This is a genomic window from Streptomyces sp. NBC_00075, assembly GCF_045041225.1.
Classification (GTDB): Bacteria; Actinomycetota; Actinomycetes; order Streptomycetales; family Streptomycetaceae; genus Streptomyces; species Streptomyces adonidis.
The window spans coordinates 11,628,228-11,651,944 of record NZ_CP108243.1; the positions used below are offsets into that span (position 1 = coordinate 11,628,228).

Below are 23,717 nucleotides of genomic sequence, written 5' to 3' on the forward strand. Positions count from 1 at the left end.
TCCGATGCCGAAGATCTTCGTCCCCACCATCATGCGCAAGCACACCGAGAACAAGGCCACCGTCGACGTACCGGGCAGCACGGTGTCCGAGGTGTTCGACAACCTCATCGCCGGCTACCCCATGGTCCGTGACCTCCTGCGCGGCAAGGACGGCGCGCTGCTCCGGCACATCAACGTCTTCGTCAACGGCGACGACATACGCGGGCTGGACGGGGACAAGACCGGTCTGACCGACCGGGACGAAGTCCACGTCGTCCCCGCCATGGCCGGAGGCTGACCCCCATGGCACGACAGTGGATCGCCGGGGCCGTCACCTCCGCCGTGCTGGCCCTGGCGGTATCCGGATGCGGCAGCGCGGGCGGCGCCGAGCAGAGCGGGCACGGGACGAAACCGGTCACCGTCTTCGCCGCGTCCTCCCTCAGCGGCGCTCTGGAAGAGGCGAAGAGCGCGTTCGCGAAGGTGCATCCGGGCATGGAGATCCGGCTCAACCTGGGCGGTTCCTCCACCCTGGTCGCGCAGTTGCGCAACGGTGCCCCGGCGGACCTCTTCGCCTCCGCCGACGAGCCCACCATGGACAAGGCGGTGGACGCGGGGCTCACCGACGGCCCCGTGCGCTTCTTCGCGGACAACACGCTGAGCCTGCTGGTCCAGAAGGGCAATCCCGACAAGATCCGCGGGCTGGAGGACCTGAACCGCGAGGATCTGACGGTCTCGCTGTGCGGGCCCCAGGTCCCCGCCGGCCGCTACGCACGCCAGGCACTGGAGCGCGCGGATGTGCCTGTGCCGAGCGGCGGTGAGGAACTCGACGTGAAGCAGGTCGTCAGCCGCGTGACGCTCGGGGAGGCGGACGCCGGCATCGTGTACGCCACGGACGCCAAGGCGGCCTCGGGCAAAGCGGACGCGGTGGCCATCGCCGAGGACCAGAACGTCGTGGCCCACTACCCGGCCAGTGTCCTGAACACCGGGGACAACGCCGCCGGTGCCAAGGTGTTCCTGGACTTCCTGCTGTCCTCCGAGGGCAAGGAGATCCTGAAGAAGCACGGTTTCCGGGACCCGCAATGACAGTCACGGCACCACCCCCGGTCGCCGCGGCCCCGCCGCCACCGCGAGCCCGCCGTTCGCGGTGGCTGGCGGTGGCGGTCATGCTGCTCGGCGGCCTCGGGCTTACGTTGTTCGCCGCGCCCCTGGCGTCCCTGCTGTGGCGTGTCCCGTGGGCCGACGCGGCCACACAGTTGTGGTCCCCGCAGGCTCGCGAGGCGCTCCGGGTCTCCCTGATGTGTTCGCTCTGCGCGACGGTGCTGTGCCTCGTACTGGGCGTTCCGGTGGCGTGGATCCTGACGCGCACCCAACTGCCGGGCCGCTCGGTCCTGCGCGCCATCACCACCCTGCCCGTGGTGATGCCGCCAGTCGTCGGAGGTGTGGCGCTGCTGCTGGCGTTCGGGCGCGAGGGCGTCTTCGGCCGGTTCCTCGACGAGACGTTCGGCATCCGCCTGGCCTTCTCCACCCATGGCGTGATCCTCGCCGAGACGTTCGTGGCGATGCCCTTCCTGGTGCTGACGGTGTGCGGCGCGCTGCAGTCCGCGGATCGTCAGCTGGAGGAGGCGGCCCGGACCCTCGGCGCGAGCCCGTGGACGGTCTTCCGGCGGGTCACTCTGCCGCAGATCCGTCCGTCCCTGCTCTCGGGAGCGGTCCTGTGCTGGGCGCGTGCCCTGGGCGAGTTCGGCGCCACCATCACCTTCGCCGGCAACCTCCCCGGCACCACCCAGACCCTTCCGCTCGCGGTCTACGTCGCCCTGGAACAGAGCCCCGAAGCAGCGGTCGTCCTCAGCCTGCTGCTCCTGGCGGTGTCCTTGAGCATCCTGATCGGGCTGCGCAAACAGTGGGCAGGTGGCCTGTGACCCTCACAGCGCAGATGCATGTGGTGAACGGAACCTTCGACCTCGACGTCGACATAGAGGTCGGCGACGGGGAGACCGTCGCCATCCTCGGACCCAACGGGGCAGGGAAGAGCACGATGCTGCGCGCCCTGGCCGGACTGCACCGTCTCGACGAGGGACGGCTCAGCCTGAACGGCCGGGTGCTCGACGACCCGGCCGCCAGGACATTCGTACCGCCCGAGTGCCGTCCGGTCGGCGTCGTCTTCCAGAACCTGCGCCTCTTCCCGAACCTGAGCGCCGTGGACAACGTCGCCTTCGGACTGTGCTGCCGTCGGGTGCCCCGCCGCGAGGCATCCCGGCAGGCCGCCGAGTGGCTGGACAGACTGGGGCTCGCCGACCGTGCCGCAGCGCGGCCGGCCGAGCTTTCCGGCGGCCAGGCACAGCGGGTCGCCATGGCCAGGGCACTGGCGGTGGCACCGGAAATGCTGCTGCTGGACGAGCCGTTGTCCGCGCTCGACGTCGGCATGCGCGCCGAGATGCGCCGCGACCTGCAGCGGGCACTGGGGTCCTTCCCCGGCGTACGGCTGGTGGTGACCCACGACCCCACCGAAGCCTTCACCCTCGGCGACCGGCTGATCATCCTGCAGGACGGACGCGTGGTGCAGACCGGCACCCCGGCCGAGGTGACGGCACGCCCGCGTTCGCAGTACGTCGCACGGTTCGTCGGCGTCAACCTGCTGCGCGGCTGGGCCGAGCGCGGCCGGCTGACCGTGGACGGCGGCGTCCAACTGGTCGTGCCCGACGGCAGGCACGGCGACGTATGGGCCGGCATCAGGCCCCGTGCGGTGGCCCTGCACCGGGAACGCCCCGGCGGATCGCCGCGCAACGCCTGGGCCTGCCGGATCGAGAGCCTCGACGTCGAACGCGACGTGCTGCGGGTCGCGTTGACCGGCAAACCCCCGCTCGTCGCCGAGGTCACCGCCGAGGCGTTCGCCGAACTCGGCCTGGGACCCGGTGACACGGTCTGGGCCTCGGTGAAGGCCACCGAGATCGAGGTGTTCCCGGCATGACCGAAGTACAGCGACCCGCGCGGGGCCGGGCGGCCGCCGAGGTCTTCTGGGTGTTCCTGCGCATCGGCTCGCTGTCGTTCGGCGGACCGGCGGCCACCATGGGGCTGGTCCACAGCAAGGTCGTACTCGGCCTGCAATGGATCGACAAACGCGACTTCCTCGATCTGACCGGCATGGTCAGTGTCCTGCCCGGTCCGAACGCCGTCGAGATGGCCATGCACATCGGCCAGCGGCGGGCCGGGCGGGCGGGATTCGTGCTCGGAGGCGTGGCGTTCATCCTTCCCGGTGCCTTCCTCGCCGCGCTCCTGGGCGCCCTCTATCTGGAGTACGGGACCACCCCCGCGGCCACCGGGCTGCTGTACGGCATCAAGCCGGTGGTCGTCGCGGTCACGGCCTGGACGGTCGTACGGCTGGCGAAGACCGCCAAACTCCGCAGGCCGCTGCGAGCGGTCCTCATGGCCGCGGTGGCACTCGTGTACGTCCTGGGAGTCGACGAACTCCTCCTCCTCGCCGCCGCAGGGGTCCTCGCGCTGGCTGCCCGGCACCGCAACACCCTCCGGCAGAACAAACAAGGCGCTCTGATGCTCCCGTTGGCCGCCCCCATGGGGAACACCGATCTGGTCTCGCTGGCCGGTGTGTTCCTCAAGGCCGGCGCGCTGCTGTTCGGCGGCGGGGCCGTGCTGATGGCGCTGCTCCGCGGCGAACTGGTGGTCGACCGCGGCTGGATCACCGAGACGGAACTCCTGGACGCCATCTCGGTGGGACAGGTGACCCCGGGACCTGTGCTCAACACGGCCACCTTCCTCGGCTACACCCTGGGCGGGCCGCTGGGCGCGCTCGTCGTCACCGTCGTCGTGGTCCTTCCGTCCTTCGCGCTGATGGTGGCAGCCGGCCCGCTGCTGCGCTTCATCCGCGCCCACGACTGGACCCGCGCCCTCCTCGACGGCATCACCCTGGGCTCCATCGGCGTGCTCGCCGGGGTCACCGTGGAGTTCGCCCGGACCGGGATCATCGACCCGCTCACCGCCGGCCTCGCCTCGGGAGCGGCCCTGATCCTGTGGCGTCGGCCGCAGTCCGCCCTCGTACTCGTCGCCGCGGGCGCCGCCTTCGGGCTGCTCCGGCTCCTTGCCCACCACCTCATGTGAAGGAGGAAACAGTGCCCCGATTCACTCTGGTATGGGCCGAGTTGAAGGGTCGGCCCATCCGGACACTCACCGGTGCGATCAGCCTTGCCATCGGCCTCGCGCTCTTCCTGAGCCTCCAGGCGTACGGCACCGGCTACCGCGAAGCGGCCAGAGCCCCGCTGTCCGAGATCGGCACCGACATCGTGGCCCAGCGCGAGGGCGATCGGCCGAAGGCGTTCGAGGGCGCCGTCTTCCCGCACTCCGCCGCCGCGATCACCGACGAGGAGGCTTCGGCCGTCGCCGCCACCGAGGGCGTCGAGGCGACCAGCCGAGCCCTGATCTTCTGGTCCTTCCAGGACGAGGACCTGGTCGTCACGCTGGGCATGGATCCGGCGGAGCGGATCGGGCCGGGCCGGCTGAGCGCCGGTCTGCGCGACGGCCGCTTCCTGAAACCCCAGGACTCCGGCGCTGTCGTGCTCGACCTCAGCTACGCGGAGCAGAAGCAGATCAAGACCGGTGACACCTTCTCCATCGCCGGCCGGGCGTTCGAGGTGGTCGGCCTAGTCGACACCAGCCGGGCCGGACAGATCGCCAATGCCAACGCCTACCTGCCTCTGGGCGACGCGCAGAAGATCACCGCCGCTGCCGGAATCTCCGGCCCGACCGACGTCAACATGGTCTTCGTCACCGCCCAGCCCTCCCAGAGCGAGGCGGTCGCCCGCGAGATCGCCGCCGGACTCGGCGAGGACAGTCTCATCACCACACCGCAGTCCTTCGACGACGCCCTGGGCTCGACGTTCTCCCTGATCGACCGCTTCGGCCTGCTGGTCGGCATCGCCGCCCTGCTCGTCGCGGCGGCCGGGCTCGCACGTACGGTCGGCGCCAACCTCGCCGAGCGGCGCCGGGATGTCGCCGTCCTGCGTGCGGTGGGCTGGCCGCGCCGCTCGGTGACCGCCCAGCTCACCGCGGAGACGACGGCCATCACGGCGCTGGGCCTGGTGATCGGCGTCCTGGCGGCCGTGGGGGTGACCTGGGCACTGAGCACCACCCAGGTCACCGTGCCGGTCCCCTGGGAACTCAGCCCCACCCCCCACTTCCTCGCCGGCGGAGCCCGGCAACTGTCCCTCACCGTCCCGCTGCGGGCTTCGCTCGACGTTCTTCTGATCGCCTCCGCCGCCCTGGCCGGCCTGGTCGCGGCAGCACTGGTCAGCGTGTTCGCCGCGAGGCGCGCGGCAGGCATCAAACCCATGGAGGCATGGCGTGTCCAGTGAAGCCCTGAAGGCCGAGGGGATCCGCAAGTCCTTCGGCGACGTCACCGCGGTGGCCGGCATCGATCTGACCATCCACGTCGGGGAGTTCCTGGCGATCGTGGGCCGGTCGGGATCGGGGAAGAGTACCCTGCTCAACCTCCTCGCCGGGCTGGACTCGCCTGACGCGGGACGGATCAGCAGCCGGGGCGAGGCCCTGCCCACCGGAGAGGACGCCCTGGCCGACTGGCGCCGCCAGCACGTCGGCCTGGTCTTCCAGGCATTCCATCTGATCCCCACACTGTCGGCGCTGGAGAACGTGGCCATCCCGCTGTACCCCCTGCGCATGAGCGCCACCGAGCGCCACGAGCAGGCCCGAAAGCGCCTGGAACAGGTGGGCCTCGGCCACCGCACGACCCACCGCCCCGGTCAGCTCTCCGGCGGGGAACAGCAGCGCGTCGCGATCGCGCGGGCGCTGGTCGGCGAACCGACGCTGATCCTCGCCGACGAACCCACGGGCAACCTGGACAGCTCCACGGGCCAGGAAATCCTCGACATGTTCCAACGGCTGCGCCAGGAGACCGGATTCGCACTGGTCGTCGTCACCCACGACGAGAAGGTGGCCGCCGCCGCCGACCGGCAGATCAGGCTGCAGGACGGATTGGAAGTCGCATGAACCGCAGACTCATCCCCGCACTCGTGCTCAGTGCGGTCCTCGCCGCCACAGGCTGCGGCGGCGAGGACCAGGAAAAGGCCGACGACCCCTCAACGGGAGTCGACGTCGACCTGGTGTACCTCAACCACCCTCCCGTGCAGCCGGTCCTGAAAGACATCAACCGGGTCCTCGCCGACTACAAGGGAAAGGTGAGCGTCTCCCGATACGACGCCGACACCCCCGAAGGCAAGGACTTCACCGACGAGCACGACCTGACCGGCCACGTCGCGATCGCCGTCCTCATCGACGGCGAGGTCAGCTTCAAGGGCTTCCCCACCGGCGAGGCTCCCATCAAGAGCGCCGAGGGCGACTGGGAGATCGAAGACCTCGACGCCGCCCTGCGACAGCGGACGAAGGGCTGACCGCACGGTGAACCTCTACACCCGCTCCCAGCTGCGACACCGCCGTCGGCGAGCCCTCGCCGTGGTCGCCGCGGTGGCGCTGGGCGCCGCCCTGCTGATCGCCCTCACCTCCCTCGGCTCCGGGTTCCGCGAGGCCGCCCGCGCCCCGCTCGCGGGCATCGCCGCCGATCTGGTCGTGACCCGGCCGGACAGCGGCACCCCCTCGGAGCAGACCGGACGCGGCGTACGCCAGCCGTTCGGCCTGGCCACCTTCGACAGCGGCGAGGTCCGGGAGATGGGCGCCGTACCCGGCGTCGACACGGCCGTGGGCTCGCTGCAGATCTGGGACTTCGGGGCGCGCTCGACCACCACCATCGCCGGAGTCGACCCCGGGCAGCGGACGGTCGGCCCGGGCCGGATCCTGGACCACAACCTGATCGCGGGCCGCTCCCTGCGCACCGGCGAGCGAGGCGTCGCCGTCCTTGACCGCCACTACGCCGCGTTCTACGACACCAAGGTCGGCCAGCGCGTCACGGTCGGCGAGCGCAGCTTCAGCGTGGTCGGAGTGGTCGAGGTCAAGGACTCGGCGCAGACGGCGGCCTCGAACATCTACCTCCCGCTCGCCGAGGCCCAGGAACTCGCCGGCCTGACGGCGGACCAGGTCAACCAGGTGCATGTGCAGGTGGGCAACTCGGCCGACACCGAAGCCGTCACCGCCGGGATCACCGACCGCGTCGGCCAGGTCAGCGCCATCACCCCCGACAGCCTCGTCCAGATCATGGGAGCCGTCGGCCGTATCTCCGCCCGCTTCTCGACCATCGCCGCGGTCGTCGGCGGCATAGGCGGCCTGGTCCTGAGCTGGACGGCACTGCGCGGCCTGGTCTCCGAACGTACCCGGGAGATCGGACTGCTCATGGCCGTGGGCTGGCGACGTTCCCACGTCGTCAGGGCCTTCCGCGTCGAAGCCCTGGTCCTCGGACTCGTAGGCGCTGCGGTGGGTATCGCCGTCGGCGCGGCCCTGGCCGGTCTGCTCTCGTACATCCCCGCCCCCGATCTCTTCTCCGCGCCGCCCTCCGTCGCAGGGCACGGCGATGCTCCGGAGGCCGCCGGCGAAGGGCTGCCCGTCAGCGTCAGCCTCACCGCCCTGGGCGCCGCCGCCCTGGTGTCCGTCGTCGGCGCGACCGGCGCAGGGGTCCTGGCCGCCCGGCGCGCGACCCGGCTCAAGCCCGCACGGAGCCTTGTGTCTCTGTGAGGGTCACCGACTTCTGCAAGAGGTGCGGCAGTCAAGGCCGCCCGAGCGATGGAGCTGTCATGACAGACGATTTCGTCCCGATCATCGACCTGTCCGGCCGGAACACCGAAGCCGGCCGTGCGGAGATGTCCGCCGCGATCCGGCGGGCCTGCGAGACCTCGGGCTTCTTCACGATCGTCGGGCACGGCGTGCCGAAGGACCTCGTGGATCGCATGTACACCACGACGAAGGGCTTCTTCACGCTGCCGGAAGCGGAGAAGGGACTGAGCGCGAACCAGGGCGCCGGGGTGTCCGGGCTGCGCCGCCCCGGAGGGCCGTACGAGGCGTTCGCGGCGCATGTGACCGGAGACCTGAGCGAGGAGGAGCGCGCGAAACTCGGTGACTACCCGGCCACCTGGAAAGCGGCGAACATCTGGCCGGACGCCGGGTTCAAGGCGACCTGGGACGAGTACATCGCCGCCATGACAGGACTGTCGGCCGACATCATGCGGCTGTTCGCGCTGGCGCTTGAGCTGGACGAGGACTTCTTCGAAGGCAAGTTCGACGGGCACGTGTCACTGCTGCTCGCGAACTACTACTACCCCGAACCGCAGGCGGATCGGCTTCGCCGGGACGCCCACACCGACTGGGGCAGTCTGACCGTGCTGTACGTGGAGGACGCACTCGGCGGCCTCCAGGTGCTCCGCGGTGAAGAGGACTGGCTGGACGTCCCGGCCGTTCCGGGCAGCTTCGTGGTGAACATCGGTGACCTGATGGCCTTCTGGACCGGCGGCCGGTGGAAGTCGACCGTGCACCGGGTGGTCAATCCGGAACCGGGAAACACGTCCTCGCGGATCTCCATCCCGTTCTTCTACCTGCCGAACCACGACACCTCCATCGAACCGATGCAACCACTGGCGGCGGGAACCACCGAGGCGGATCTCGACCAGGTGACCGTCGGCCAATGGTTCTCCTGGAAGATGCAGACGACTTACCAGGCCGCGTCGTGAGCGAAATTCCCGAGACGGATGGCGTGTCGCCTTCAGCGGGACATTCCTCCGCCCCGATCAGCGGGCGTATCACCTCGGCGCCGAGTGCTCTGCTCCACGACGAGATACTCGCTCCGCAGTTCCACTACGAGGCCGAACATCTCCTCCCGTGGTACATCGCCATCGAAAAGGTGCTCGCGATCGAGTACGGGCGGATGGGCATCGTTCCTCCGGAGGAAGTCCGGGAGTTGGGCCGGCTGCTCTCAGAGGTCACCGCCGATCGCATCCGGGCGAGCCCGGACGACAACATGTCGGACATCGCGTTCGCTCTGGAACGCTTCGTCGAGGAACGCCTCGCCACTCCCATTCCCGGATGGCATGTGGACCGCAGCCGCAACGACTTCCAGTCCTGCGCCCAACTCCTCTTCGGCAGAGAACAGTTGCTCCGCACCGCCGAGCAACTCCTCGACTTCGCCCAGACCGTGCATCGGGTGTCCTCGCGCACGCTCGACATCCCGATGCCCGGCTACACCCACCTCCAGACCGCCCAGATCATCACGCCAGGCTTCTATCTGGCGGCCCTGTGCGAGCAGTCGGTCCACTCCCTGACCCGGCTCCTCGCCACCTACGACGGGATCGACCTCAGCCCGCTGGGCGCCGGTGCCATGGCGGGCCAGGAACTGCCGTGGGACCGCGGCCACATGGCCGACCTCCTCGGCTTCCGTGCAGTCCGGCCGCACGCCCTCGCGGCCGTGGCCTCCCGCGACTGGGCGGTCGAGATCACCGCCGAGTTCTCCGTCCTCGGAGTCTCACTGAGCCGGTTCGCCACCGACCTCATGAGCTGGGGCAGCAGCGAGTACGGATTCATCGACCTCCCCGACGACCTCTGCGGCATCTCCTCCGCGATGCCGCAGAAGAAGAACTTCCCGATCCTGGAACGGATCCGGGGCAGGACCGCCCACCTCAGCGCCTTCCACCTCGACCTCGTCCTGGGCCAGCGCAACACGCCGTACTCGAACTCGGTCGAGGTCTCCAAGGAGGCCGGCGCGCACCTCTATCCCGCCTTCACCGCAGCGCGGAGCGTGCTGCGCCTGCTCAACACCGTGGTGGACAACCTCCGGTTCCGCAAGGACCGGATGCGCGAGGTCTGCGAGCGCGAGTACCTCGGCGGGTTCACCCTCGCCAACCTGCTGACCCTGGACGAGCAAGTGCCCTGGCGCAGAGCCCAGGTCATCGCAGGGCAGTACATCGTCGCCGCCTCCGGCCGAGGGCTCTCGCCGCGCGAGACCGACCCCGAGCTGCTGTGCGAGGTCGCGCTCAAGCACGGCTTCGAGCTGGCGGAACCCGGACACGCCCTGGCCGTGGCCTTCGACGTGGAGGAGAGCCTGCGCCGGAAGCAGTCGGCGGGATCGGCGCACCCCGACGCGGTGCGCGACCTGCTGGCCGGACAGGCCGCTCACCTCGACGAGCAGCGCGTCCAGTGGGCCCGGCGCAGCGAACGGGTTCGCGGCGCGCTCGCGGAGATCGATCGTCAACTCGGCAGATAGCGGCCGCACCGGCTCGGTAGGGACACGGGGGAGTAGATGACTGGACCACCAGGAGAACAGCACGAGGCATCGCCGTACGGCCCCGTCCAGGAAGACGGCGTCGGGGTCGGTACCGCGAACGGAACCTTCGGTGAACTGTTGCAGGGAGTGCTGCCCGAGAACGAACTGGACTTCCTCGTCACCCTTCCGATCACCTCCTCCTCCACCGCGGAGTTCCGGCTCGCCCCGTCCCGCCGCGAGGTAGTGGTCAGGCCACCGCACAAAGCCAAGTCCCGTCTCCTCGCGGAACGCATCCTGCGGGCCCACGGTCACCGCGGCGGCGGTTCTCTGACCATCACCACCGAGCTGCCCGAGGGAAAGGGGCTCGCCAGTTCCTCCGCCGATCTGGTGGCCACGGCCCGCGCCGTCGGTGCGGCAATGGGCGTACGGCTCACGGAGAGGGAGATCGAATTGTTCCTGCGCGGCATAGAGCCGTCGGACGGTGTCATGTACCCGGGAATTGTCACCTTTTACCACCGGGAAGTGCGGCTGCGCGAGAAGCTGGGATTTCTTCCGCCTCTCACGATCGTCGCCCACGACGCCGGGGGAATGGTGGACACCGTCCGGTTCAATCAGTCGAAGAAGCCACGCAGCGAATCCGAGAAGCGGGAGTACGCGCAGCTGTTGAGGGAACTCACGGACGCTGTTCAGGTCGGTGATCTCCAGACGGTGGGTGATGTCTCCACCCGGAGCGCGGAAATGAACTCCACGCTCTCTCCGCGAAAGCACTTCGACGATCTGCTGCGCATCTGCCGGGACGTCGGTGGGCTCGGGCTGGTGCTCGCGCACAGCGGGACGAACCTCGGTGTGCTTCTCCCCGGCGACGAGGACGAGCAGGCGGACAGCGTCGAGTACGTCCGGAAATCGTGCGCCGCGTTCACCGGGAGTGTGTCCGTCTACCGCTCGCTGGGGCCGGAGGGCGAGAGACCCGACGGGCCGGAGAGATCCGAAGACCCACTGCTGAGAGATCCGGAAACCCCCGAAGCACCGTTCACCACATCCGTCGGCCACCACCCAGGGACCTGAACATGCTCTTCAACAGTGTGGTTGACGCCATCGGGCACACGCCGCTGGTACGCCTTCGTGTGGCCGGCGCCCCCGGCGTCGAGGTCTTCGCGAAGCTCGAACTGCAGAACCTGTTCGCCATGAAGGACCGCGTCGCCCGAAACATGATCCTGGAGGCGAAACGCACCGGCGCCCTCCGCGACGGGGCACCCGTCATCGAGAGTTCCTCCGGGACCATGGCGCTGGGTGTCGGCCTCGTCGGGACCGCCCTCGGCCACGACGTGCACATCGTCACCGACCCCCGGATCGACGAGGTCACCCTGGCCAAGCTGCGCGCACTGGGATGCCAGGTCCACGTCGTGGAGGCGATGAGCGAGCACGGGTGGCAGAGCGCCCGGCTGGAACTGCTCGACCGGCTGCTCGCCGACCTGCCGGGCGCCTTCTGGCCGCAGCAGTACAGCAACCCCGACAACCCTGGCGCCTACCGCCTGCTCGCCGACGAGATCCTGGGCGACCTCGGGCCGATCGACGTACTCGTCGGCTCGGTGGGCAGTGGGGGATCCTTGTGTGGCACCGCTCGTGCCCTGCGGGACACGCTGCCGGACCTGACCGTGGTCGGGGTCGACGCCGTCGGCAGCGTGCTCTTCGGGCAGCCCGACGTCCCCGGCAGGCTGCAGAGCGGCCTCGGCAACAGCCTGCTGCCGAAGAACCTCGACCGCCGCCTGATCGACGAAGTGCACTGGCTCAACGACACCGAGGCGTTCGAGTCCACCCGCGCCCTCGCCAGGGAGCAGCAGATCTTCGCCGGTAACACCTCCGGGTCGGTGTACCGGGTGCTGTGCGACCTCGCCGCCCGGGCCGAACCGGGCACTCGCATCGTCGGTATCCTCCCGGACCGCGGAGACCGCTACGTCGACACCGTGTACAGCGACCCGTACTGGACGGAACAGGGGCTGCACGAACTGGACACCGCATCCGCGCCCCGGGCCGTCGAGCCGGGCCGGATCGTGCACGGGTGGTCCCGCACACCACGCGAGGGCGACGGCACCTCCGGGCTGCGCCGGCACCTTCTCTTCGTGGAGTCCAACACCACGGGGACCGGAATGCTCGCGCTGGAGACGACGCGCGGGCTCGGACACGAAGCCGTCCTCCTGACCAGCAGTCCCGAGCGGTACGCCGGCCTCGCCGAGGCGGAGTGCGAGGTGCTGGTCTGCGACACGAACTCCCTTGCTGAGCTGCGCCGCACCGTCCAGAACCGCTTCCGCCGAGAGGAGATCGCGGGCATCACCACCACCAGCGACTTCTACGTCCCGCTGGTCGCCGACCTCGCGGCCTGGCTGGGACTGCCGGGCAACCCCGTGGCGGCGGTGGCCGCCTGCCGCGACAAGTCGGAGCTGCGGAAAAAGCTGGACTCCGCCCGGGTGCGTCAGCCGCGCTTCGCCGCCGTGACCGAGGTCGCCTCGGTGCCCGCGGCGGTCGACGCGGTGGGCCTGCCGTGCGTGGTCAAGCCGGCGGACGAGTCGGGCTCCACGAACGTGCTGCTGTGCGCGACCCGGGAACAGGCCGAGGCACAGGTCGAGAGGATCCTCGCCGTCCAGGTCAACGCGCGGGGCCTGGCCACGGCCGGGACAGCGCTGGTCGAGGAGTACCTGGACGGACCCGAGTTCAGCGTGGAGATGTTCAGCTGGAAGGGGGAGACGCGCTGCATCGGCATCACCGAGAAGAGCGTCACCGGCTCCCCGTACTTCGTCGAGCACCGCCACCTCTTCCCCGCCCCGCTCTCCCGCACGGTGGCGGGACAGTTGGAGGACCTCGTACGCCGCGCCGTGGAAGCGGTCGGCATCGAGCTGGGCGCCACGCACACCGAGGTACGGCTCGCCGAGGACGGCCCGGCGCTCATCGAGATCAACGCCCGGATGGCCGGCGGCATGATCCCGGAACTCATCCGGCTGGCCACCGGGACGGAACTCCTCGAACAGCAGCTGCGCGTCGCCCTGGGCCGGTCCCCGGAGCCGGCCGCGGAGCCGACCCGCCACGCCGGCATCCAGTTCCTCCTCGCCGACCGCGAAGGCGAACTCGCCGGAGTCGACGGCACCGACCAGGCACGCGACATCGACGGCGTCGACCGCGTCGTCGTCACCGCCCGCCCGGGAGCCGCCGTACGTCCGCCCCGCGACGCATACGACCGCCTGGGCTACGTCATTGCCCACGGCGACTCGGCCACACAGGTCACCAAGACCTGCGCCGACGCCATCGGCCAGCTGACACCCCGGATCCACGACACCCCGCCGGAGCCGAACCACCGGACGGCGGAAGGGAGGACGGCACGGTGACGGAACTGCGAACCCGCCCGCCCGTGGCGTTCCCCTCGATCCCGGCCGCCCTCTCCCACTGGGCCCGGGAACGGCCGGACGCCACCGCGTACACCTTCGTCGGTACCGAACTCGCCGTGGAACGCACCGTCGGATACCGGGAGTTGGAGCGGTCGGCGCAGAAGGTCGCGGTGTACCTCCAGCGCACGGCCCGCCCCGGTGACCGGGTCCTGCTGCTCTTCCCGCCCGGACTCGACTACCTGACGGTGTTCCTCGGCTGCCTGTACTCCGGAGTCGTCGCGGTGCCGCTCTACGCGCCACGGCCCGGCGCCAAGCTCGACCGCATCGCGGCGGTGGCCGAAAGCTGCCGCCCCACCCACGTGCTCACCACCGACCAACTCGCCGAGAAGCTGGGGGAGACCTTTCTGCCGGAGGACGTGGCGGGCGGGCCCGGGGTGCACACGGTCGAGGCCATGCTGACGAGCGACCACGAGCTGTTCCGGCCGGTCGAACTCGCCGCCGGAGACCTCGCGTTCCTGCAGTACACCTCCGGATCCACCGGCCGGCCCAAGGGCGTGATGGTCAGCCACGGCAACCTGGTGGAGAACGAGACAGCGATCACCGCAGGCTTCGGGGTACGCACCGACGACGTCATCCTCAGCTGGCTGCCGATGTACCACGACATGGGGCTGATCGGCACCGCACTGCTGCCGCTCTTCTACGGCATCCCCGCCGTGCTCCTCAACACCTTCGCCTTCGTCCACGATCCGATGATCTGGCCGACCGCGATCGCCCGCTTCGGCGCCACCTGCTCCGGCGGGCCCAACTTCGCCTACCAGCTCCTCGTCGACCGCTACGACCCCGCGCGGCTGACCGGAGTGGACCTCAGCTCCTGGCGGGTCGCCTTCAACGGAGCCGAACCGGTCAGCGAGCAGACCCTGCGGAGCTTCGCCGCCTGCTACGCCGAGCACGGCTTCCACGCGGATGCCCTCTACCCCTGCTACGGGCTGGCGGAGGCCACCCTCTTCGTCTCCGGGGCCCAGCCCGGGGCAGGCCACCGCACCGGGCTGTTCGACCGGGGCGCCCTGGAGAAGGGGCGGCTCCAGGCCGCCGCCGAGGGGTCGGCGAACGCCGTCGCGATCGTCTCCTCGGGCGCTGCCGCCCTCGGCACCACCGTCGTCATCCGAGGAGAGGACGGCACGAGTCTGCCGGACGCCGCCGTCGGGGAGATCTGCGTGCACGGCCCGAGCGTCGCGCAGGGCTACTGGGGCGACCCTGTGGCCAGCGAGGGGACTTTCCGGGCCCGCGTCACCGGTCACCAGGGAACGTTCCTGCGCACCGGCGACCTCGGTGCCGTCCAGGACGGGCAGCTCTATCCGGTCGGGCGGAGCAAGGACCTGATCATCGTCGCCGGACGCAACTTCTATCCGCACGACATCGAGAGCGTCGGCTCCCTCGACTCCCCGTACCTCCGCAGGGGCGCCGCCGCCGCGTTCCAGCCGGACCCGGGGGAGCGGGACGTCGTTCTGGTGCTGGAGACGACCCGCGACGGCGTGGCCGCACTGCGCGCCGACGAGGAGACAGCACATGCGCTGGCCGAGCGGGTACGACGAGAGGTCGCCGCAGGATGCGACGTGCACCTCTCCGACGTGGTCCTCGTCTTTCCGGGCTCCCTGCCCAAGACGTCCAGCGGGAAGATACGCCGGGCCGAGACCAGACAGCGCCACCTCGACGGCACCCTGCGCCTCGTCCTGCGGCCCCGGCCCGCGCCCGTCGGCACCCCCTCGGCCGAGCCGAACACCGGCCGGGAAACACTGCGCGACACACTCGGCAGGCTCGCCGCCGCCCACCTGGGATACGAACCGACCCCGGAGGACCACAAGCAGCCCCTGGCGGCGCTCGGTCTGGACTCGCTCAAACTGGTGACGCTGAAGGGCGGAGCGGAGCGGCTCCTGGAACGGCCGGTCGACGCCGGCCTCTTCTACGGCGACCGCTCCCTAGCGGAGATCGCCGAAGAACTCGCCGCCACCCCGGTCCCCGCGACCTCACCGACCACGCCTTCCACCGGGACGCCGGGCGACGGCACCGGAACCCATCCGGCGTCCGAGGGACAGGTCCAACTCGCCTTCCACGACGAACTGCACCCGGAGGACACCGCCAACATCCTGCCGACGGCGCTGCGCGTCGCCCGCCGGCTGGACCCGGACCGCCTCCGCGCCGCCGTCGCCTCCGCGCTCACCCGGCACCCCGCCCTGCGGACCACGCTGGGCCCGCTCGGCACCGGCACCCAGGTCGTGCACGACAGCCTGCCGCTGGACTTCCAGCTCCGGGAACAGGAGACCGAGGATCCGCAGGAGGCCCGCCGCTTCCTGGAGGACGTCGCCCACCGGCGATTCCCGTTGACCTCCGGCCCCCTGGTGCGGGCCGCCGCCGTACTCACACCGACCAGCACGCTGCTGCTGCTCGCATGTCACCACGTGGTCGTCGACTACTGGTCGCTGCGGATCGTCATGGCCGAGATCCTGGCCGACGTTCTGGGCGTCGATGACACCCCCGCCCCGGCCCCCGCCCCCGGCGTCGGCGCGATCGAGTGGGCCGGCGCCCAGAAGGCCGTACTGGACTCGGAAACGGCGAAGACACACCTCACCGCCCTGACCGAGCGATGGCACCCACTGCGCGACCAACTGCTCCTGCCCCAGGCGCTGCCGGCCAGGCGCCGACGCAACCCGGCGGCCGTCGTCGACTTCGACGTGGACGCCGCGACCACCCGGCAGGTCCACGACCACGGCCGGGCGCGCGGGCACACCCCGTTCGTCCTCCTCGCCGCGGCCTATCTGCGCGCGCTGCACCGGGTCACCGGACACCACCAGATCGTCATCGGCACGCCGCACCACGGGCGAAGCGACTGGCGTTACGCCGAGACCGTCGGCTACCTCGTCAACATGCTGCCGCTGCTCGGCGACTTCTGCGAAGGCGACGCTCTCGACGAACTGGCGGAGCGCACCTGGCGGGAGCTGCGCACCGTCCTCGACACGGCGCACATCCCGCTGTCCCGCCTGATCAGAGCCCTGGCGCCGGAGCGACACGGCCAACACCCGCTCTTCCAGGCGACGTTGACCTTCCAGCAGTCGGCCGGCGGCTGGCTCGACGACGGCTTCGCGATTCCGTGGAGCGGCTGCCGCCAGACTTACGGAGGCGTCGAACTGGAGGCGTACGACCTACCGCCCCGCGACGTCTCGTTCGCCTTCAGCCTCTACGGCACCTGCCACGGCGACCGCCTGGTGTTCCGCCTCCAGTACCAGCGGGAGCTGGTCGCGGCGGGCGAAGCGGCGCGCGTGTGCGAGGAGTTCAGGGCCGGCCTGCGAGAACTGATCGCCCTTCCCCAAACGTGAGATGGATTTCCGGAGGTTCGCAATGAAGCGCAACGAGACCCAGGGCACCACTTTGTCTTCCGTCAGCGGCTTGGCGGAGGCGTTCGCGGCGTCGGTGGCGGCACACCCGGAGCGCGTCGCGGTGAACGACGCGGAGCGGAGCTGGACGTACCGTCAACTGGACGAGAGGGCCGCACAGTTGGCTGCGGCATTGCGCGAGGTGTCGTCGGAGCCGGGATCCCCGGTGGGGATTCTGCTGGAGCGGTCGGCGTGGATGGTGGCGGCGGCGCTGGCGGTGGTGCGCACAGGCTCCTCGTACGTCCCACTGGATCCGGAGACGCCCCCCGCGCGACTGGAGCTGATCGTCGAGGATGCCGAACCCGCAGCGGTGATCACCACCCGATCCCTTGCCGGGCGAGTACCGGACGGCGTCGTCGCCATCTACGTGGACGATCCACTCCCGGAGCCCGCTGCGGAGGAGCCCGACGTTGCCGCCGACCGGGACACCCGCGCGTACATCATCTTCACCTCCGGCACCACGGGCCGCCCGAAGGGCGTCCAGGTCTCTCACGGCAACGTGCTGAGTCTCCTTGCCGCGTGCGAGGACGGGTATGACTTCGGCCCCGAGGACGTGTGGACGCTGGTCCACTCCTTCGCCTTCGACGTCTCCGTCTTCGAGATGTGGGGCGCGCTCCTCCACGGAGGACGCCTCGTCGTCGTACCCGCGCAGACCGCGAAGGATCCTGCGGCGTTCCGTCGGCTGCTCCGCGACGAGCAGGTCACCGTGCTGAGCCAGACACCCACCGCCTTCCAGCCGCTGTGGGCGGAGGACATCCGCTTCGCCGACCGACTGCCCCTGCGCTGGGTGATCTTCGCCGGAGAAGCCCTGCATTTCGCGGATCTGAGGGCGTGGTTCGCCAAGTACGGGGACGATTCCCCCCGCCTTGTGAACATGTACGGGATCACGGAGACGACGGTGCATGCCTCTTTCCGTCGGGTGCGGAGTGAGGATCTCCGGGCGGGGGCCTCGCTGATAGGCGACCCTTTGCCGGGTCTTGGGTTCTTGCTGGTGAGTGATGATCTTTCCGAGGTGCCGGACGGGGAGGTCGGCGAGATCGTGGTGACCGGCCCCGGCGTAAGCCTCGGCTATCTCAAACGCCCCGAGTTGAACCGGGACCGCTTCGTCGAGCTGCCCGAGGGCGGTGGGCGCGGTTACCGCTCCGGCGACCTGGCTCGGCTCACTCCGACCGGGGAGTACGAGTATCGCGGGCGCAAGGACGACCAGGTCAAGATCCGCGGCTTCCGCATCGAACTCGGCGAGATCCGCTCCGCGTTGACCGACGTTCCCGGCGTCCGCCAGGCCGCCGTCGTCGCGGCCGTGCCGAAGGGGCCGGAGAGCCCGGTGGTGAGGGAACGGTCGCTCTCCACCGAGATCACCCATATCCGGGATCTGATCCGTGGCGGCGACCGGGTCCGGGCCGAAACCGCGGACAGCACACCCCGGATCGTCGCCTACATCGTCGCGGGCGACGAACTCGACCCCGACCAGCTCTTCGCCCACCTCCGGCAGCGCCTGCCGCACTACATGATCCCCGCCTTCGTCATCCCGGTCGACGCCCTTCCGATGAACCTCAACGGCAAGATCGACAAGGCCCGTCTGCCCGCCGCGACAGTGGCCGGCAGTCTCCGGGAGAGCACCCCGCAGGCCCTCCCGGGTGACGACGTGCCCGAAGCCGGCGCGGAAACCACCGTCCGCGCGCTCGTCGCTCTCTACGAGGAGGTGCTCGGCGTTCAGGGCGTGACCGGGAACGACTCCTTCTTCAGTGTCGGCGGCGACTCCATCCTGGCGCTCAAGCTGCGCGCGAACGCCGAGAAGCGCGGCATGACCCTGGACCTCGCCGACATCTACGCCCTGCAGACACCGACAGCCCTCGCCGCCGTCGCCGACCAGGCGCCGACCGCCGAGGAGCCCGTCGCACCGTTCAGCATGCTCACTCCCGAGGACCTGGAACGCGTCTCGGCCATCGCAGGGATCGAGGACGCCTACCCCGTGGGCACCCTCCAGGCCGGGCTGCTGTTCCACAGCGCCTACCTGACCGACGTCAACATGTACTGCGACGTGTTCTCGTTCCGGCTCAAGGACACCTACGACCACGCCGCCATGGAGCGGGCCATCGCCCGGGCCGTGGACCGCCACGACATCCTCCGCACCTCCTTCGATCTCACCGGCTACTCCGAGCCGCTGCAACTGGTGCACCGGACGGCCGCTGTCCAGCTCACCGTCACCGACCTGACGCACCTTCCGGCCGCCGAACAGGAAGCGGAACTTCAGGCGTGGCACGCCCGCGAGGAGCGCGTCCGCTACGACTGGGCGGACCCGCCGCTCTCCCGGTTCCACACGCACGTCCTGGGCGAGCGGGAGTTCCTGTTCTCCATGAGCTTCCACGACGCCCTGCTCGACGGGTGGAGCGAAGCCTCCCTGATGACCGAGTTCCTGAGCGACTACTGGGCCATCAAGAACGGCGAGGAGACGGAAGCCGCTCCCCGCACGGCGCGCCGCTATGCCGACTTCATCGCTCTGGAACAGCGGACACTGAAAGACCCGGACGCCCGCACGTTCTGGGCCGGCGAACTGGCGGGCGTGGAGCCGACCCTCCTGCCGCAACTGGTCGGCGGGTCCTTGGACGTCCACGAGGGAACCATTGGCTTCCTCAGCGTCGACATCCCCCCGGAGCTCTCGGACGGCCTCGACCAGGTGGCCAGGTCCTGCGGCGTCACCGTCCGGCACGTCCTGATCGCCGCCCACGCCCGGGCGGTCGCCACGCTGACCGGGCGCGACGACGTCGTCCTGTCCGTCATGTCCAACGGCCGCCCCGAGGACGAGGGCGGCACCGAGGTCTTCGGTCTGCACCTCAACATGGTTCCGTACCGGCTGGACAGCGGTGCCGTGCGCTGGAGCGACCTGATCCGCGCGGCCCTGGAGAAGGAGACGGCCCTGCTGCCGGTGCGGCGCTACCCCCTCGCGGAGATCCAGCGGCTGGTCGGGATACGGGAGTTGACCGACATCAGCTTCAACTACACCCACTTCCACAGCTACCAGCGGCTCGCTGCGGCCACCGACCTGGAGGTCCTGGACGCCAAGGCGTACATCCACACCAACTACACGCTCCGCGCCGAGTTCAACCGGGACCCCTTCAGCGGACTGATCGCCCTGGACCTCGAAGGGAACATGCAGCGAGTCTCCGAGCAGCAGCTGCGGCGCATCGCGGGGCTGTACCGCAGTGTGCTGGAGAGCATCGTGGCCGGGGTGCACCGGGTGCCCACCCGACGGGAACTGCTGGGCGAGGAGGAATGGCGGGAACTGCTGGCCGGCTTCGGCGACCCCACGCCGCAACCTCTGTCGGCGGACGGCTGGTTCCAGGTGTTCGAACAGGCCGTCGCCGCGCATGCGGAGAAGACCGCCGCCGTGTGCGGCGAACACACCCTCGGCTACCGGGAGTTGGCCGAACGGGTCGGGGGACTGGCCACCCGGCTGGCCGAACTGGGCGCCGGACCCGGCACGGTGATCGGGCTGGGCACGGGCCGCGACCTCGACTTCCTCACCGCCGCCATGGCCGTCATGCGCACCGGTGCGGTGTATCTGCCCCTGCCCAACGGCCCCGTCCCGCGCGTCGCCAGCATGCTGCGCACCAGCGAAGCCACCCTGCTGCTCAGCGGCAAGACCTTCACTGAGACGCTGACCGCAGCGGCCGTCGAGGCGGCGGGCGAAGCCGCTCCGATCCCCGTGTTCGACCTGCGGACGGTGCTCGCCGAGGCCGCGGACCGTGAGCCGTACGCCGGCCTGGTGCCGTCCGGCCGGGACAGCGCCTACGTCACCTTCACCTCCGGATCCACCGGAGAGCCGAAGGGCGCGCTGATCCGGCACGACGGGATGCTCAACCACATCGAGGCCAAGGTCGAAGCGCTCGACATCGCCGCCGGCGACCTGGTGTCGCAGGACGCCGCCGCCACCTTCGACATCTCGGTGTGGCAGATGCTGGCACCGCTCGGCGTCGGCGGCACCACGGTGATCTACCCGGACGCGGTCAGCCAGGACCCGCCCCGCCTCCTGCGCGCGCTCGCCGAGGACGGCGTCACGATCCTGGAGGTCTCCCCGTCCGTCCTCAGCGTGATCAACGCGGAACTCGCCTACTACGGCGTGGACGCCTTCCCCGGCCTCGCGCTGCGCTGGGTCGTCTGCGCAGGCGAGGCGTTGACGCCCAAGACCGTCAACGCCTTCCGGCGGCTGCTGCCCAAGGTGCGCTTCCTCAACATGTGGGGAGCCACCGAACTCTCCGACGACGTCACGCACTACGAGGTTGTCGAGGACATCGACGAGCGGATCGCCTCGGTCCAGCTCGGTCGGCCCATCCGCAACAGCGCCGTCTACGTCCTCGACGACAACCGGGAACCGGTACCCGTCGGAACCCCTGGAGAGCTGTACGTGGGCGGCCTGGTCGTCGGCGCCGGCTACCTCAACGACCCCGAGCGCACCGCCAAGACGTTCGTGCCCGACCCGTTCGCCGACGATCCCCGCGTCCTCGCGTACCGCACCGGCGACCGCGCCCGCCAACTCTCCGACGGCGGTTACGAGTTCCTCGGCCGTATCGACAGCCAGCTGAAGATCCGCGGCCAGCGCGTCGAACTCGGCGAGATCGAGGCGGCCCTGGCCGGACTCGACGACCTCCAGGAGAGCGCGGTCATCGCCCGTACTTTCGACGAGGGCCGTGGCAAACAGCTCGTCGCTTTCTACGTGCCGAAGGTCGCCGAAGGCATGTCCGGCGACGCCGCCCCACCGGCACAGGACGCTGCGGTGCTCCGCCTGGACGTCGCCCCGTCCGACGTCCGTGACCGGCTGGCCAGGACGCTTCCCCGCTACGCCGTCCCGGACTTCCTCATCCGCCTCGACGAACTCCCGCGCAACACCAACGGGAAGGTCGACAGCAAGGTGCTCGCCACCTGGGACGTCGACAGCCTGGTCACGGCGCCGACGGAGCAGGCGGAAGAACCCGCCACGCCCACCGAGGCCGCGGTGTGCGACACCTGGGCGTCCGTCCTCCGACTGGACCACCGCCCCGGCGCGAACACCAACTTCTTCGACCTCGGCGGACACTCGCTCCACGCCACCCAGGTGATGGCCCGGCTGCGCGACCGGTTCGGCGTGGACCTTCCGCTGCGCACGCTCTTCGAGAACCCGACGCCCCGCGAGCTTGCGGCCCTCTACGGGGCCGGCACCGGCACGGACCGGCCTGCCTCTCTCAACACCGCAACGATCCCCCGGCGGCCGGAGGGCACGGTGGAACTCCCGCTCGCCGGCAATCAGGCCAGCCTGTGGTTCCTCAGCCAGGTCGACCCCGACGACCGCTCCTACGAAGGAGTCTCGCTCCTGCGCCTCACCGGCCGCGTCGACGTCGACGCCCTCCGATACGCGGTGGACACCCTCGTGGACCGCCACGAGACCCTCTCCGTGCGCTTCCTCGTCCGCGACGGCATCCCGTACCAGGTCCCGGCGCCCGAGGCCCGGGTCCACCTTGAGGTGGAAGAGGTGACCGACGACGTCGACGCGGACTTCGAGGCACGGAAGGACTATGTCTGGCAGCGGGCCGCCGGGCGCCGCTACGACCTGGAGTGCGGTCCGCTGGCGGTGATCCGGCTGTACTCCTTCTCCGCCACCGAGCACATCCTGGAGTGGAGCAGCCACCACGTCATCTCCGACGGCTGGTCGATCGACGTCGCCGTCCGGGAGATCACCGAGGCGTACCTGGCCCACCAGGAGGACCGATCGCCGCGCCTGCCCGAACTCACCGTCCAGTACGGCGACTACGCCGTCTGGCAGCAGCAGCGGCTGGAGTCCTCCGCAGACCAGGAACGGGCCTTCTGGCGCTCGTACCTGGACGGCTACCCGGGAGAACTCCCCCTGTTCACCGACCACGAGCGCACCGAGGATCGCTCCCGGGCCCCGGGGTACGCCACCCGGACCTGGGACGGGGAAGCGACTCGGCGTCTCACCGACCTCACCCGGGCACGCCGGACCACCCTCTTCATGCTCGTCCAGGCGGCCACCGCGGTCGTCATGGCGCGCTTCGGCCAGCAGCCGGACGTGGTGCTCGGCACCGGTGTGGCCGGCCGCGCCGTACCCGGCACGGAACACCTGCTCGGCTTCTTCGCCAACACCTTGCCCTGCCGCTACCAGGTGGACCTCGACCGCTCCGCAGCCGACCTCCTGGAATCCGTCATGGCGAGCGTGCTGACCGCGCTGGAACACCAGCTGACGCCGTTCCAGGAGATCGTCAGGACGGCGGATGTCGCCCGTCGGCCCGGCGTGCCACCGCTGGTCCAGGTGGTGGTTACCGTGGACAACTACCCCATGGAACTGGGGGAGTTGCCGGGACTGACCGCCATCCTGGAGCAGATGCCCCCGCAGACCAGCCAGTTCGACCTGTTCTTCCGGTTCCTGGAGGGGGACCGCCTGCGCCTCGACCTCCAGTACGACTCCGCCCTGTTCACCGCGGCCACCGTGGAGCGACTGGTCGACGCCGTGGCCCGGGTCCTCGACGCCTTCCTGGACGAGCCGGACCGCAGCCTGGGGACGGTGCCGCTGGCCACCGCGGAGGAGTGCGCGGAACTCGCCCTGATCTGGGCGGAACTCACCGGTCGCAGGCTGGACTTCGCCAACGCGGCGGAGGCCGCCACGGTGGCCGACTCCCCGCACTGGTCGGCGTTCGTCGACCGGGTGGAGGCTCAGGGACTCCTGCCGGCGTTGCTGCTCACCCTCTGACCTGCCGGACGTACGACGTGAGCGAAGGATGA

15 protein-coding genes are annotated in these 23,717 nt (G+C 70.2%); all 15 read left to right on the forward strand.

Annotation, left to right across the window (positions count from 1 at the left end):
- Nucleotides 1–4: 4 nt before the first annotated feature.
- The 15 genes from OG787_RS51205 to OG787_RS51275 are packed head-to-tail and all read left to right on the forward strand — an operon-like array spanning nt 5 to nt 23,685.
- Nucleotides 5–277: a MoaD/ThiS family protein gene (locus OG787_RS51205; protein ID WP_369032833.1), complete on the forward strand. Its 273-nt coding sequence runs from the start codon at nt 5–7 to the stop codon at nt 275–277.
- Between the two features lie 5 nt (nt 278–282).
- Nucleotides 283–1,062 (forward strand): molybdate ABC transporter substrate-binding protein, encoded by a 780-nt coding sequence (gene modA, locus OG787_RS51210; protein WP_369032832.1) that lies wholly within the window; start codon nt 283–285, stop codon nt 1,060–1,062.
- Nucleotides 1,059–1,898, forward strand: coding sequence for an ABC transporter permease (locus OG787_RS51215; protein ID WP_405540325.1), 840 nt, complete (start codon nt 1,059–1,061; stop codon nt 1,896–1,898). Before modA ends, OG787_RS51215 begins: the two co-directional genes overlap by 4 nt.
- Nucleotides 1,895–2,947 carry an ABC transporter ATP-binding protein gene (locus OG787_RS51220; protein ID WP_369032831.1) on the forward strand — a complete coding sequence of 351 codons (1,053 nt, stop codon included), beginning with the start codon at nt 1,895–1,897 and terminating at the stop codon, nt 2,945–2,947. The genes OG787_RS51215 and OG787_RS51220 overlap by 4 nt, the downstream gene beginning before the upstream one ends.
- Nucleotides 2,944–4,092: a chromate efflux transporter gene (gene chrA / locus OG787_RS51225; RefSeq protein WP_369032830.1), complete on the forward strand. Its 1,149-nt coding sequence runs from the start codon at nt 2,944–2,946 to the stop codon at nt 4,090–4,092. Before OG787_RS51220 ends, chrA begins: the two co-directional genes overlap by 4 nt.
- 11 nt (nt 4,093–4,103) lie before the next feature.
- Entirely contained in the window at nt 4,104–5,342 is a 1,239-nt protein-coding gene (locus OG787_RS51230) for an ABC transporter permease (RefSeq protein ID WP_405540326.1), read from the forward strand.
- Nucleotides 5,332–5,994 carry an ABC transporter ATP-binding protein gene (locus tag OG787_RS51235; RefSeq protein ID WP_369032828.1) on the forward strand — a complete coding sequence of 221 codons (663 nt, stop codon included), beginning with the start codon at nt 5,332–5,334 and terminating at the stop codon, nt 5,992–5,994. Before OG787_RS51230 ends, OG787_RS51235 begins: the two co-directional genes overlap by 11 nt.
- Complete coding sequence (locus OG787_RS51240) at nt 5,991–6,395, forward strand: hypothetical protein (protein WP_369032827.1); 405 nt, start codon at nt 5,991–5,993, stop codon at nt 6,393–6,395. The genes OG787_RS51235 and OG787_RS51240 overlap by 4 nt, the downstream gene beginning before the upstream one ends.
- 7 nt (nt 6,396–6,402) lie before the next feature.
- Nucleotides 6,403–7,626, forward strand: coding sequence for an ABC transporter permease (locus OG787_RS51245; RefSeq protein ID WP_369032826.1), 1,224 nt, complete (start codon nt 6,403–6,405; stop codon nt 7,624–7,626).
- A 59-nt stretch (nt 7,627–7,685) separates the two neighbouring features.
- Complete coding sequence (locus OG787_RS51250; RefSeq protein WP_405540327.1) at nt 7,686–8,615, forward strand: isopenicillin N synthase family dioxygenase; 930 nt, start codon at nt 7,686–7,688, stop codon at nt 8,613–8,615.
- Nucleotides 8,612–10,141, forward strand: coding sequence for an argininosuccinate lyase (locus OG787_RS51255; RefSeq protein WP_405540328.1), 1,530 nt, complete (start codon nt 8,612–8,614; stop codon nt 10,139–10,141). Before OG787_RS51250 ends, OG787_RS51255 begins: the two co-directional genes overlap by 4 nt.
- Before the next feature lie 36 nt (nt 10,142–10,177).
- The gene (locus OG787_RS51260) at nt 10,178–11,206 is read left to right on the forward strand and encodes a kinase (RefSeq protein WP_405540329.1); all 1,029 of its coding nucleotides are present in this window, start codon (nt 10,178–10,180) and stop codon (nt 11,204–11,206) included.
- A 2-nt stretch (nt 11,207–11,208) separates the two neighbouring features.
- Nucleotides 11,209–13,518 carry a pyridoxal-phosphate dependent enzyme gene (locus OG787_RS51265; RefSeq protein WP_405540331.1) on the forward strand — a complete coding sequence of 770 codons (2,310 nt, stop codon included), beginning with the start codon at nt 11,209–11,211 and terminating at the stop codon, nt 13,516–13,518.
- Nucleotides 13,515–16,889, forward strand: coding sequence for an AMP-binding protein (locus OG787_RS51270; RefSeq protein ID WP_405540333.1), 3,375 nt, complete (start codon nt 13,515–13,517; stop codon nt 16,887–16,889). The genes OG787_RS51265 and OG787_RS51270 overlap by 4 nt, the downstream gene beginning before the upstream one ends.
- A 22-nt stretch (nt 16,890–16,911) precedes the next feature.
- On the forward strand, nt 16,912–23,685 hold the full coding sequence (locus tag OG787_RS51275) for an amino acid adenylation domain-containing protein (RefSeq protein WP_405540334.1): 6,774 nt from the start codon (nt 16,912–16,914) through the stop codon (nt 23,683–23,685).
- The last annotated feature ends 32 nt before the right edge of the window (nt 23,686–23,717 follow it).

Bases quoted from the DNA above. Each gene is read 5' to 3' on its own strand.
- OG787_RS51205 (WP_369032833.1), top strand. From the start codon at position 5: ATGCCGAAGATCTTCGTCCCCACCATCATGCGCAAGCACACCGAGAAC.
- modA (WP_369032832.1), top strand. From the start codon at position 283: ATGGCACGACAGTGGATCGCCGGGGCCGTCACCTCCGCCGTGCTGGCC.
- OG787_RS51215 (WP_405540325.1), top strand. From the start codon at position 1,059: ATGACAGTCACGGCACCACCCCCGGTCGCCGCGGCCCCGCCGCCACCG.
- chrA (WP_369032830.1), top strand. From the start codon at position 2,944: ATGACCGAAGTACAGCGACCCGCGCGGGGCCGGGCGGCCGCCGAGGTC.
- OG787_RS51240 (WP_369032827.1), top strand. From the start codon at position 5,991: ATGAACCGCAGACTCATCCCCGCACTCGTGCTCAGTGCGGTCCTCGCC.
- OG787_RS51250 (WP_405540327.1), top strand. From the start codon at position 7,686: ATGACAGACGATTTCGTCCCGATCATCGACCTGTCCGGCCGGAACACC.
- OG787_RS51260 (WP_405540329.1), top strand. From the start codon at position 10,178: ATGACTGGACCACCAGGAGAACAGCACGAGGCATCGCCGTACGGCCCC.
- OG787_RS51265 (WP_405540331.1), top strand. From the start codon at position 11,209: ATGCTCTTCAACAGTGTGGTTGACGCCATCGGGCACACGCCGCTGGTA.
- OG787_RS51275 (WP_405540334.1), top strand. From the start codon at position 16,912: ATGAAGCGCAACGAGACCCAGGGCACCACTTTGTCTTCCGTCAGCGGC.